The following is a 12,809-nucleotide window of genomic DNA, read 5'->3' on the forward strand; positions in this document are numbered from 1 at the left end:
CAATTTTGAAGGAAAAAATCTTTATTATGAAAGCAATTATCGAGCTACAAAAACGCGCTATGGATTCATCAACGGATATTGTTGAGTTGGTCAGATATGCTTATGCGATTGCTCAAAAGCTTGATCTTCAAGATTTTGCAGATTGGTGTAATGCTGAACGTAAAGGATATGAATATTATCCTAATATTATTTTGCCAGATTACAGATTAGTTCATGGAACAATTATGTTGTCTTGTTCAGATGGTAAGAGAATACCGATGAATTGGACTGATATACAGAAAGCCGAAGAACTGCAACAGAAGTGGATTGGTGCTGTACTTCCTAGTTTGATAGGTTTATTGCATAAAAATGATGATTTTATATCTATGGCATTATCATCAACTTTGGAACAGTATATTAAAAATTATTATGATAAGATTTTTAATGATTGGGCTAATAATGTTATTCCATATTTGTATGCAGAAAATGATTTTATCAAGTATGCAATGATTCAAAATAAAAAAATAGAGATTAATCCTTATTTATCAGTTCATGTTTCTGAGATCGTAAAAATTGTAGAAGCTGTTCGAGATAAAATTATGGATTGGTCTTTAGAGTGTGAAGGTCAAGGTATTTTAGGTGATGAATGGATATTTACAGATAAGGACAAACAAATGGCACAAAATATCACTTATAATATTAGCTCAGTTCAAAATATGGCTAATCAAAATACAGATACAACAATTAACCAAACGGCTCAGAATATGTCGGTAACTAAAGGAGATTTTCAGTCTTTAGCAAATTTTCTAAATGATAGAGGAATAAGCAAGCCTAATATTCAAGAATTAAAAGAAATTATTGATATCGAGCCTAATCTTGCAACAGAGGGCATGGAAAATGGTAAGCTTCAAAGCTGGATCGGAAAAATTGCGATTGGGGGCAGTTTAGTTGCTAAAGGGGTTGCAGTTGAAACGATTGTAGAAGGAATAAAATATTATTTAGGTTTTTAATCATTAAACAAGAAAGTTTTTTATAACGCGCATTTACCAATTTTAACTGTATGATCGATTTTGCATCCCATGAGATATTCAGGGTGATGCGTTTCTTCATTGATCCGATCTTCCAATCGAATAAATCCATGTTCTTCATAAAACTGAACCGCAGCCTCATTCTCAGTATAAACATTTAAAAATAATTTAGAACGAACTTGTTTGGCTTTTTCGATCAGGCTAGAACCCAATCCTTGGCGTTGATATTCTGAATCAATAAACAACCCAGAAATATAAAGATCTGTTAGTCCAATGAACCCTTTGACACCGCAAATATCTTGCACATAGATTTCAGATGACGGCAGGATCATTCTGACCAAGTCAGTATTTTTCTGGAAAAAAGAAGGATCAATGAAAGAGTGAGCCAGCAGATTTTGCTCTAACCAAATTTTCATCACTTGGTCTAAATCAGCAGTTTGAAATTCTCTAATCATTGACCCTCTTATCATATGTTTAAATTATTTGAATAAAACAGCTCCAGCCGTGCGGTTGGTTGCGGTATCTACAAGGATCGCAGCCCCAACATCTTTGGCATCATTATAAGGTAAAACAGGAATAGGTTGTTGTAATACTAAAGACACTTCCCCAATACTATTTTTATCCAAATTTTCAGCAGGTTCCGTTTCCAACGTATGAATATTCAAATGATGTTCAATTGCAGAGACTTTTGTTTTAATCCAACGATGACCATGCTTTAACCAATAGGCGCGCCCGACAACCAAGGGCTCATCATCTAACCATGCCAATGTAGCTTTGGCTTCTTTTTGTCCAGCAACAGAAGCTGTGGATGCAATTAACCAATCTCCACGGGAAACGTCAATTTCTTGATCCAAGATCAGTCCAACAGACTGTCCTGTAGTTGCCCCTTGAAGTTCTTCTTGCAAAGCATTGGTGAATATCTTGCTAACTTTTGCCTTGGCACCTGAGGGCTGAACTGTTAAATGATCCCCAATCTTTACGTTGCCAGCAGCAATTCTTCCCCAAAAAATACGGCGACCATGTTGTGTCGATGAACCATCATGGGCTTCTTCTAGTTTTTGCACAAACTGTACAGGAAAGTGGAATTCTTGTGTATTAGAAGTAACATGAGACGGAAGAGCAGTTAACGCTTCTAATAGGCTTGGTCCTTGATAGACCTTTTCACACAAAATATTGCCATGCTTGTCAGCATTACGCGTTGTAATATTCAATCCTTTTAATGCTGAAATAGGAATAATATTCGTAATCGTTACATTGGCTTGGCTGATGAACTTTTCTAATGCATTTTTAACATTGATAAATGCGGTATCAGGATCTTTAATTGCATCTAGTTTATTAATAGCAAATAAAATAGAGGGTACTTTTAATAGATGGGCTAACAATGTATGACGACGGGTTTGAGGCAATAAATCAACCACTTCGTCTTCCCAGTTTAATTTGGTTACATCAACCAAAATAACAGCGGCATCACTGCTGCTGGCAGCAGTCACCATGTTACGTGTATATTGTTCATGACCAGGTGCATCAGCAATGATGAATTTACGTTCTGGTGTCGTGAAATAACGATAGGCAACATCAATGGTAATGCCTTGTTCACGTTCGGCTTGTAACCCATCAGTTAATTTGGCTAAATCATAAGATTCATCATCAGCAAGTTTATGTTGAATACCAGAAAGTTGGTCGGCAAGGATGGCTTTACTATCCAGTAATAAACGTCCAATCAGGGTGCTTTTCCCATCGTCGACGCTGCCAGCCGTTAAGAATTTAAGGGTATGTTTGTTTTGTAAAGATGACATAGAGTTGTTTCCTTGAGACTTATAAATGATGACAGCGTGAACTTAGAAGTAACCTTCAAGCTTACGTTTCTCCATAGATGCTTCAGAGGTTTGATCATCCATACGGGTTGCACCACGTTCGCTGATGGTCACAGCGGCAGTTTCTTTGACAATATCGCTGGCATTGGCGGCATCACTTTCAATGGGGCAAGTACAGGTCATATCCCCAACCGTACGGAAACGCACGGTTCTGGTTTCAATGTTTTCGCCTTCTTGCACAGGGGTTACATCGGTGACTGGCACCAATAATCCTTTGCGAGGGATCACTTGGCGTTGATGAGCATAATATAAATTTGGAAGTGGTATTTCTTCTTGTTCGATATATTTCCATACATCAAATTCTGTCCAATTAGAAATTGGGAATACACGGAAATTTTCATCAGGTAAAATGCGTGTATTAAATATATTCCATAATTCTGGACGCTGAGCTTTGGGTTGCCATTGGCCAAATGAATCACGATGAGAGAAAATACGTTCTTTGGCACGTGCTTTTTCTTCGTCACGTCTTGCACCACCAAGCAACGCATCAAAACGGAATTCCTCAATAGATTCCAATAGCGTCACTGATTGATGAGGATTACGACTTTCCAAAGGATGACTTAATCTGACTGTTCCACGCTTCATTGAGTCTTCAACGCTACGGACAATCAGTTTTGCCTTAACTTCCTTAGCCCTACGATCACGGAATTCAATAACTTCAGGAAAATTATGTCCAGTATCAATCATTAATAACGGAAAAGGAAATTGTCCTTGCCCGAACGCTTTTTCAGCGAGGCGTAACATAACACAAGAATCTTTACCGCCAGAGAAAAGCAAAGCAGGACGTTCGAAAGATCCTGCAACTTCTCTCATAATAAAAATGGATTCTTCTTCTAAATCAGAAAGAGGGGTGTATAAATTGGGTGAGTGAGAAGTCATAAAATTTCCCTTAAGTCTTAAATCAAATCGTTATTGTTTTGAAGGTCTGTTCGATAAAGAAGAGGTTTCGTGAACATGTAATCCACATTCTTTTGCTCCATCTTGTTCCCACCACCAACGGCCAGCACGGAAATCTTCACCTAAAGCAATTGCACGAGTACAAGGCTCACATCCAATACTAACAAAGAATTGGTCATGTAGGGGATTATAGGGGACATTATATTCTTTTACATAATGCCAAATATCCCCAATTGTCCAATCCAATAAAGGATTAATTTTTACTTTGGGCTGTGTTGCGTCGCTTGGATTTTCTTGTTCAATAACTTCTAAGTTGGCTCTGAAATTGGATTGCTCTTTTCTTAACCCAGTAATCCAAGCTTCATGACCTTTCAGCAACGCTTTTAGCGGGACGAGCTTGCGGATGTGACAACATTCTTTGCGGAGCTCAACCGATTCAAAAATCCCATTCTCACCGTTTTTTTGGACATATTCATCAACTTGTTCTTGGTTGGGATAATATGCTTTGATTGTTAAACCATAGTGCGCTTCTGCTTGGTCTTTAAGATCTAATGTTTGTTGATGTAATTTTTTCGTATCCAACATTGCGATAGAAATAGGTAGTCCTAGGCGATGGATAAAGTCTGTGATGACCATATCCTCAACCCCAAGGCTGGTGGCTTGAACGATTTTCCCATATTCTGCCACGGCGTTTTGCAGGATTTCCTGCGTTTCGAGCAGTTTACGTTCATAAAATTCACTAGGTTTCTTAGAGTATAGTTCTATCGGAGTCATTATATGTGAGCTTTGCTGAAGAAAGAGAATAAGAAGCGATGTAAAACAAAAATCCTTTGGTGTGTCAGAACCTATCTTTTTATCAAAAAAATAGAAAAAAGGTAGATGGTTAATGAAAGGTTATTTTAATAATACTTTATTTATATGTAATTTAATGGTTTCTGAAAAATAAATCAACGAATATATCGTTATTTATAGGATATCAATATAAATAACATAATATTTAAGTGATTTGTTATATCAGACATTATCGGCGATTTTAAATCTCAAAGTCCATAATCGGTCTAAAATAGACTTTATCCCCTTTGTTTAAACTACTTAAATTCCGAGTGGTGTTCGGCACTTGGGCCTCGATGGGATAATCATTGTCTTTAGGTTTCAATACAATCTTTGTAACAGCACCAAGGGGGCGAATATCAATCGCTGTTGCTTCGAAATATCCTACTTTCTGCGTGTGAATACTTAAAATTATCTCATGGGGTCTAAAGGTAAAATTCTGTTCACCCACTGAAAAATGATTGGTTTCGCCAAGGAAGTGATATACAAAATCATTCTTTGGTGTGTCCAATATTTCTTTGGGAGAGCCAATTTGCTCAATAACCCCTTTGTTCATAATAACGACGCGATCAGCAATTTCCATTGCTTCTTCTTGATCATGGGTAACAAAAACGCTGGTTAGTTGTATTTCATGATGTAAATTGGATAACCATTGTCTTAACTCTCTTCTGACTTTGGTATCCAGAGCAGAAAAAGGTTCGTCCAATAACAAAACGCTGGGATCGATTGCCATGGCACGTGCCAATGCAACACGTTGTTTTTGCCCACCTGATAACTCATCGGGATATCGATCCGCTAAATTGCTGAGTTGCACCATGTCTAACAGATGTTTTGATTTTGCCAAAATATCTGATGCAGAGGGTCTTTCCTTTCTCGGTTTGATACGCAGTCCGAAAGAAATATTTTCTAAAACAGTCATATGTCGAAACAGCGCAAAATGTTGAAACATATACCCAATGCGACGTTCACGAATATCTTTGTTGGAAATATCTTGATCGTTAAAGAATATCTGTCCAGAGCTGGGCTGTTCTAATCCTGCAATAATACGTAAGAGGCTTGTTTTTCCACAGCCTGAAGGTCCAAGCAGGGCAATTAGTTCACCTTTGCGAATATCAAGATTAATATTTTGTAAGACATGAAATTGATTGAAATATTTATTTAGCTCTTTTATATGGATATTCATTTTATTGCCCTGCGTCCGGAGTTGCGTGGGTGATTTTACGCTCACACCATTGTCTTACAAATAAGATAATCATTGCCATTATCAACAAGATAATAGAGATACTGAAGGCAGCCGTTGCATTATATTCATTATATAAAATCTCAATTTGTAAAGGCAGCGTATTCGTTAGCCCCTCAATATGACCAGAGATAATGGAGACAGCCCCAAATTCTCCCATCGCTCTGGCAGTACACATCGTCACACCGTGCAGTAAAGCCCAACGAATATTGGGAAAAGTAACAAGCCAAAAAATTTGCCATCCATTTGCACCTAATAAGCGTGCAGCTTCTTCTTCAGTATTCCCTTGTTCTTGCATCAATGAAATCAAAGAACGTGCAACAAAAGGAAAGGTGACGAAAATGGTGGCCAGCACTATCCCTGGCACGGCATAAATAACTTGTAGATTATACTCCATTAAAAATGGGTATAAAATGCTTTGTGAGCCATAGAGGAGTGTGTAAATTAATCCAACAATAATCGGTGAAATAGAAAATGGCAAATCAATTAAGGTGGTCAGCAAGCTTTTACCAACAAACTCATATTTTGTGATGCACCATGCAGCCATCACGCCGAAGATCACATTCAAAATGACCGAAACTATTGTTGCAAATAGAGTCAATTTTAATGCTGATAATGCAACAGGGTTAGCAAAAGTATGCCAAAAGAAACCAAGCCCTTTGGAAAGCCCTTCGATTAAAATAATCGATAAGGGTGCCAGAAAAATAACACCAAACACAAGCCATGTGAGTGTCAAAAGAAGCGATCTTTTGAGTGTGATTTGTTTATGTATTATGGGTGTCATGATGATTTCTTTTTAGAAAAAAATGGCAACGATAAATGAGTCATAAACCAAATCAAACGATGAGGTTTGATCCAACGTTGAATGATGGTAATAAAAAATAACAATCCAAAAGAAATAAGCAGCATTAATAAACTGATAACCGTAGCCCCAGTATAATCGAATTGGTCTAGCTTAGAGACAATTAAAATCGGTAAGATTTCAGTTTTATAAGGGATATTTGCAGCAATAAAGACGACAGAACCATATTCGCCTAAACTGCGTGCCATTGCCAAAGAAAACCCTGTCAACCAAGCTGGAAACAACATTGGAAAAATAACATATAAAAAAGTTTGTAAAGGCGTTGCCCCTAGTGTTTTAGCTGCTTCTTCAACAGAATATGGAATGTCTTTGATAATCGGTTCAAGCGTTCTGATAGTAAAAGGAATGGTCACAAAAACCATTGCAACAATAATTCCAAGAGGCGTATAGGCAACTTTAAACGGTAAAAGAGAGCCCAATAATCCATTAGGTGCATATAAGGTGGTTAACGCAATACCGGCAATTGCTGTGGGTAATGCCAAAGGAAGATCAATCATTGAATCAATGATTTTTTTTCCTGTAAATGAATATCGCGTTAGCATCCACGCTAAAAAAGCACCAAAGATCGAAGCCAATAAAGAGGCGCAAAAAGAGGTGTATAAAGATAATTTTAAAGCACTTTGTAATTGCCGATTGCTTAGGATGGTGATAAGTTGATCAAAATGAATGTGGCTGGCATATAAAAACAATGCAGCCAAGGGAAGTAAAACAATTAAGGAAAGCCAAGATAACGTATATCCTAAACTTAACCAGAATCCTGGAATAACTGAGTATTTAGAAGAAAACATCAAGGTTCCTTAATTCAAAAATATTAGCGGTTAATTTCACTCATAATTTTGTCGAATATTTTATTATCCTTAAAAAATTTGTTATTTATTTGTTTCCATCCTTTAAACACTTTGTCAATAGGTATTAATTTTAAGGCATGAAATTTATCTTTAAATTTTTCTGCAATTTGTGGATTGCTGGGGCGATAATAATATTCCCCAGCAAGGGTTTGACCGACATCACTATATAAATAGTTCAGATATCCCTCTGCGACAGCACGCGTGCCTTTCTTATCCACAACAGAATCCACAACAGCTACTGGAGGTTCTGCTAAGATTGAAACAGAAGGTGTAATTAATTCATATTCACCTGGTTTTGATTCGTTTAAAGCCATATAGGCTTCATTTTCCCAAGAAATTAATACGTCTCCTAATCCTCTTTGGATAAAGCTGAGGCTGGAGGAACGCGCGCCAGTATCTAAAATAGGCGCATGTTGATAAATTTGTTTTACAAAATCATATGCTTTATCTTCAGAGCCATATTTTTCCAAAGCATATGCCCAAGCGGCTAAGAAATTCCATCGTGCAACGCCTGATGTTTTGGGATTGGGGGTCATGACTTGCACGCCTGGTTTAATTAAATCATCCCAGTCGTGAATATTTTTTGGATTTCCTTTGCGAACTAGGAACACGATGGTCGAGTAATAGGGACAACTATGATAAGGCAATCTGCTTTGCCAATTTGGATCAATGAGCTCCTTATATTTATTTAAAGCGTCAATGTCGCCTGATAAAGCAAGGGTAACCACATCCCCTTGCATCCCATCGATAACCGATCGTGCTTGTTTCCCTGAGGGGCCATGCGATTCATAAACAACCACATCATCCCCTGTTTTTGCTTTCCAGTATTTTTCAAACGCTTGATTATAGGCATGATAAAATGCTCGTGTTGGATCGTATGATACATTCAATAAAGTCACTGTCTTGGCATGTGTTGTTTGAAAAAATAAATGTGCCACCATAAAAAAAGCAGCAAAAATTTTCCAAGTGCTAGTTTTGTAGAGCATCATGATAAGGGAACTATCTGTTATGGGACGAAAAATAGTAGATACCCGATATCTTATATCTATTTTATCGAATTTAAAAGTGTTTTTATTAATATACAAATTTTTATAGTTTATAATATTAGTTGGAGTAATTTATAAAATTATAGTTACGGCATCTCTTTTGTGTATTTATGGGTGGAATACAATATATTCTTGTCGCTGGTAAACAACCTAAAAAATTTAAATGCACACGTTGTCATTCGCCAAACATAGATTGTATTTCGCATAAGGAAGAAGACAGGTTTTTAGAGCGCCGTGTGACTGGTCCAGCAGCAAATGTGACTGTGGTCAAAGTTAAGAAAAACATATATTCTAAATGCAAATGTGAATTTGAAATGGTTGATTATTATCAATTAACTACGGGTACATTTGCAAAATTTGACCTTGTAGCCCAAGAAATAAAAAATTAATGAGCAGAAATTATGGTTTAAATACAGAGTAATTTATTTTATTATAGAAAATGTATGATCCATTAGTTTTGGTTCTTTGTTAATGATATGGCTTATTGTTTCTAAAAATGTTTTTTCATTCATTTCACGAACAATAATCACATCTGTTGCCCAGAAGAGGTTACCGTTTGCGGATCTACTAGTATATTTATCTTTTTCCATAATAGAGTAAATGGCTTGGATGGTAAAAGCCCATCTTTGTAAATTTCTATTGTAAAATTGTGATCTGTTATGAATATGAAGGGTATAATTTTTTAATGGCGGACCCGACGAGATTCGAACTCACGACCTTCGCCTTCGGAGGGCGACGCTCTATCCAGCTGAGCTACGGGTCCTAATAAAAGAATTTAATATTATTTTCTTTAAATAGGTAATTCTTTCTTTTAGAAAAAATATGGGAATCATGCAAGTTGTTTATTGAACTTGTTTGATTGATGGTAAATTCCATTTAAATTTTAAAGAAAGTAAACGAATAGAGCTGCAAATGAGAATGGCCAACCATGGTGCTAATGCAGGGCTGATGATATCATTTTCACCTAATAATTGAATAATAGCCCCCACAATCGCCGCAGAGGCATAGATCTCTTTGGTTAATACAGAGGGAATGGTTGTAGTTAACATATCTCTGAGGATTCCTCCACCAACAGCGGTTACAATCCCCAATAGAATGGCTAATTCACTATTGCCAGTAAAGAAATAGGCTTTATGTGCCCCAAAAGAGGCAAAGAATCCTAAACCAATTGCATCAAAAAATAGGGTAGGATGATTTAATCTCAACAGTAATTTTTGAAAAAAACCGCACAAAAAAACCGATAAAATGACAATGATTAGATATTCTAGGTTAATTAATCCAGCGGGGGGAAAGGAGCCAATACAAATATCACGGATAACCCCACCGCCACAGGCTGTGATAAAAGAAATAACAAACACACCAAAAATATCTAAATTTCGGTTGATCGCTGCCAATGCGCCACTGATTGCAAAGGCGAATGTGCCAATCAAATCAACATAATGAAAAAAGTCATAATTCATATTGGTTTAAAAACTTTATCTATGAAATAAATCCGAGCTTTCCAACTCTTGTAGAGTAGGCATTCCTCCTTGAGCTCCAGCACGTGTGACAGATAAGGCAGAAGCTTGCAATGATTTTCTTAATGCCACTTCTAATCCTAGATGTATAAAACAACAAAAAGCACCGCAGAAGGTATCTCCAGCTCCAGTGCTATCAACAACAGGAACGGAATAGGCAGGTAAATGTTGTAACTGTTGATGATTGTTTTTGTATAATACGCCTTTGCTGCCCCATGTCATAATGATTGGCGTTTTAGAATTCAAAATAATCGTTTCTGGAGTATCAGAAGAACTGCCTCCAAGGGCAATAATTTCATGCTCGTTGGGAAGGAGATAACTGATTTTCTCCGTGACTTCTTTGGGTAAAGGACGCATAGGGGCGGGGTTTAGCACAATGATTTTATTAAATTGATGTGCGATTTCGATTGCTTTAATTTGTGTATCAAGAGGAATCTCTTGTTGTAACAAAATAATATCGTTTAGTTCAATTAACTCTGTTGCTGCAACAATATCGTTGGGAGTAATGGTGTTATTGGCTCCATCCGTAACGATAATATGGTTCTCGTTTCGTGAACGGGTAATCAATGCCGTTGCAGAGGGAGTGTCCGTGCGTATGAGAATGTGATCTGTATTGATCTGGCTCGCTTGCAAATTTTGAAAGAGCATCTCTCCGAAATTATCTTTCCCCAATGCCCCCAGCATTGTTACGTTGGCTCCCAGTTTTGCAGCAGCAACCGCTTGATTATTACCTTTGCCTCCACAACTGACATGCAAAGGCCCACCGAGCAATGTCTCCCCAGGTTGTGGAAAACGATCAACATCGGTTTCTAGATCTGCATTTAAGCTGCCTATAACAAGGATATTATTCATAATAAAGATTCTTTGTTGTTAAGATGAAATATAATAGTCTCTAAGATCATAATGTAAAATTGATTATGTTTTAACTCTTTATTTTTTTATAAGGATTTGCTTGTAATAGCATTTGAGTTTGTCGTTTAGAGAAATACTAAATTATAATCTTGTCTATATTCTTCGATACTATAATTTTTGATATGATGATAAATCAAATATATTTTACTTAAAATATTAAGATATTTCAGTATACTTGAAATAATCTAACGATTTTATTTGATATTCTTGCCTTTTGAAGTATATTAATAATTAGGATTATATTTGTGCTATTTATTTTGTAGAATATAATTAGAAAAAACAACTTTAAGGAGTTATAGTTCGTAATGGCTTATAAAACGGTTAATCCTTTTAATAATAAAGAAGTAAAATCCTTTACCTCATTAACAGAACAAGAAGTTGCTGCAAAAATTGATCAAGCAGATGCTTGTTATAAAGAATGGCGTAAAACGGACTTTGCAACACGTCGTGCGGTGATGAAAAAAGCTGCAACTATTATGCGTGAAAATAAAGCAAAATTTGCAGGTCTTGTCACTTTGGAAATGGGTAAATTAATTTCTGATGCTGAGGGTGAAGTCGATTTAACAGCTGATATTTTCGATTATTACGCTGATAATGCAGAAGAATTTCTTGCTCCTGAAACGTTAAAACCAAAAGATGGCCGCAAAGCATATGTTGAACATGATTCCATTGGGATCATTCTTTGTGTTGAGCCTTGGAACTTCCCTTATTACCAATTAGTCCGTGTTGCAGCGACCAACCTGATGGCTGGTAACGTTGTGATGGTAAAACATGCTTCTATCGTTCCGCAATGTGCTGAAGCATTTGAACAATTACTTTTGGATGCAGGCGCACCAAAAGGCGCTTATACCAACTTATTCGTAGATTCAAAACATATTGCTGGAATTATTCAAGATCGTCGTATCCGTGGTGTAGCGGTTACAGGCAGTGAAAAAGCTGGTGCTTCTGTTGCAAGTGAAGCTGGTAAAGCATTGAAAAAATCTACTATGGAATTGGGTGGTAGTGATGCATTTATTGTTCTTGAAGATGCAGATCTAGACAAAGCTTGTGAATGGGGTCTATGGGGACGTATGAACAACACAGGACAATGCTGTGTTGCTGCAAAACGTTTCATCGTTGTTGAATCTGTTGCTGATAAATTATTAAAACAAATGACAGAGTGTTTTTCTAAGTTAAAAGCGGGTGATCCAATGGATCGCAACACGACACTTGGGCCTTTGTCTTCTGAAGCTGCAGCACAAGAAATTGCTGAACTAACAGAAACAGCGATTAAACATGGTGCGAAAGCGGTTGTTGGTGGTAAACGTCCAGATATGCCAGGCGCATTTATGGAAGCAACCATTTTAACCAATATTACTAAAGAAAACCCAGTATTTTATAAAGAATTTTTCGGTCCAGTAGCAATGTTCTTTACCGTTCCTGACGAAAAAGCTGCAATTGAATTAGCTAATGATTCAGAATTTGGTTTGGGTGGCACTGTCTTCTCTAAAGACGTTGAACGTGCGAAAAAAGTGGCTAGCCAAATTGACACAGGAATGGTGTTTATTAATCGTCCAACATGGACAAGTCCAGACTTGCCATTTGGTGGTGTAAAACATTCAGGTTATGGTCGCGAGCTTTCAAAAGAAGGTATCTTAGAGTTCGTAAATCGTAAACTGATTTATATTGAAAACTAAGAAGATAATTTAATTATATTCTTGTATAATTAGATATCAGACGATAATTTTAAAGAAGGATTTACCAAGTTGGTAAATCCTTCTTTTTTATAGATATGG

The 12,809-nt window shown here is 36.8% G+C and carries 13 protein-coding genes and 1 tRNA gene; 3 read left to right on the forward strand and 11 right to left on the reverse strand.

Annotated features, from left to right (window positions below):
- Window positions 1-26: 26 nt before the first annotated feature.
- Complete coding sequence (locus tag PQG52_RS06485; RefSeq protein ID WP_271828573.1) at window positions 27-989, forward strand: AbiTii domain-containing protein; 963 nt, start codon at window positions 27-29, stop codon at window positions 987-989.
- A gap of 20 nt (window positions 990-1,009) precedes the next feature.
- Here the strand turns inward: PQG52_RS06485 and PQG52_RS06490 are convergent, their stop codons facing one another.
- The 8 genes from PQG52_RS06490 to PQG52_RS06525 all read right to left on the reverse strand — a co-directional run bounded on the left by PQG52_RS06490 (window position 1,010) and on the right by PQG52_RS06525 (window position 8,548).
- Window positions 1,010-1,462, reverse strand: a complete 453-nt coding sequence (locus PQG52_RS06490; protein ID WP_271828575.1) for a GNAT family N-acetyltransferase — start codon at window positions 1,460-1,462, stop codon at window positions 1,010-1,012.
- A 24-nt stretch (window positions 1,463-1,486) separates the two neighbouring features.
- Window positions 1,487-2,803, reverse strand: coding sequence for a sulfate adenylyltransferase subunit 1 (locus PQG52_RS06495; protein ID WP_271828577.1), 1,317 nt, complete (start codon window positions 2,801-2,803; stop codon window positions 1,487-1,489).
- Between the two features lie 42 nt (window positions 2,804-2,845).
- Entirely contained in the window at window positions 2,846-3,760 is a 915-nt protein-coding gene (cysD, locus tag PQG52_RS06500; RefSeq protein WP_271789907.1) for a sulfate adenylyltransferase subunit CysD, read from the reverse strand.
- A 30-nt stretch (window positions 3,761-3,790) separates the two neighbouring features.
- Complete coding sequence (locus tag PQG52_RS06505; RefSeq protein ID WP_271828580.1) at window positions 3,791-4,552, reverse strand: phosphoadenylyl-sulfate reductase; 762 nt, start codon at window positions 4,550-4,552, stop codon at window positions 3,791-3,793.
- 259 nt (window positions 4,553-4,811) lie between these two features.
- Window positions 4,812-5,792 (reverse strand): sulfate/molybdate ABC transporter ATP-binding protein, encoded by a 981-nt coding sequence (locus PQG52_RS06510; protein WP_271828582.1) that lies wholly within the window; start codon window positions 5,790-5,792, stop codon window positions 4,812-4,814.
- A 1-nt stretch (window position 5,793) separates the two neighbouring features.
- Window positions 5,794-6,633 carry a sulfate ABC transporter permease subunit CysW gene (cysW, locus tag PQG52_RS06515; RefSeq protein ID WP_271828583.1) on the reverse strand — a complete coding sequence of 280 codons (840 nt, stop codon included), beginning with the start codon at window positions 6,631-6,633 and terminating at the stop codon, window positions 5,794-5,796.
- Window positions 6,630-7,499: a sulfate ABC transporter permease subunit CysT gene (gene cysT / locus PQG52_RS06520; RefSeq protein WP_271828584.1), complete on the reverse strand. Its 870-nt coding sequence runs from the start codon at window positions 7,497-7,499 to the stop codon at window positions 6,630-6,632. The genes cysW and cysT overlap by 4 nt, the downstream gene beginning before the upstream one ends.
- A 23-nt stretch (window positions 7,500-7,522) precedes the next feature.
- The gene (locus PQG52_RS06525) at window positions 7,523-8,548 is read right to left on the reverse strand and encodes a sulfate ABC transporter substrate-binding protein (RefSeq protein ID WP_271828585.1); all 1,026 of its coding nucleotides are present in this window, start codon (window positions 8,546-8,548) and stop codon (window positions 7,523-7,525) included.
- A gap of 167 nt (window positions 8,549-8,715) precedes the next feature.
- On the opposite strand from PQG52_RS06525, the gene PQG52_RS06530 reads away from it, so the two are divergent.
- On the forward strand, window positions 8,716-8,994 hold the full coding sequence (locus PQG52_RS06530) for a hypothetical protein (RefSeq protein WP_271828587.1): 279 nt from the start codon (window positions 8,716-8,718) through the stop codon (window positions 8,992-8,994).
- 297 nt (window positions 8,995-9,291) lie between these two features.
- Here PQG52_RS06530 and PQG52_RS06535 read toward each other — a convergent pair.
- The 3 genes from PQG52_RS06535 to PQG52_RS06545 all read right to left on the reverse strand — a co-directional run bounded on the left by PQG52_RS06535 (window position 9,292) and on the right by PQG52_RS06545 (window position 10,974).
- Window positions 9,292-9,368 (reverse strand) — tRNA-Arg (locus PQG52_RS06535).
- Between the two features lie 79 nt (window positions 9,369-9,447).
- The gene (locus tag PQG52_RS06540; protein ID WP_271828589.1) at window positions 9,448-10,065 is read right to left on the reverse strand and encodes a trimeric intracellular cation channel family protein; all 618 of its coding nucleotides are present in this window, start codon (window positions 10,063-10,065) and stop codon (window positions 9,448-9,450) included.
- 15 nt (window positions 10,066-10,080) lie between these two features.
- A complete protein-coding gene (locus tag PQG52_RS06545; RefSeq protein WP_271828590.1) occupies window positions 10,081-10,974 on the reverse strand; it encodes a ribokinase in 894 nt (297 codons plus the stop codon).
- Window positions 10,975-11,339: 365 nt separating this feature from the next.
- Between PQG52_RS06545 and PQG52_RS06550 the strand changes: the two genes are divergently transcribed.
- On the forward strand, window positions 11,340-12,710 hold the full coding sequence (locus tag PQG52_RS06550; protein ID WP_271828591.1) for an NAD-dependent succinate-semialdehyde dehydrogenase: 1,371 nt from the start codon (window positions 11,340-11,342) through the stop codon (window positions 12,708-12,710).
- The last annotated feature ends 99 nt before the right edge of the window (window positions 12,711-12,809 follow it).

Source organism: Commensalibacter communis, from assembly GCF_947179105.1.
In the GTDB taxonomy this organism is placed as follows: domain Bacteria; phylum Pseudomonadota; class Alphaproteobacteria; order Acetobacterales; family Acetobacteraceae; genus Commensalibacter; species Commensalibacter communis.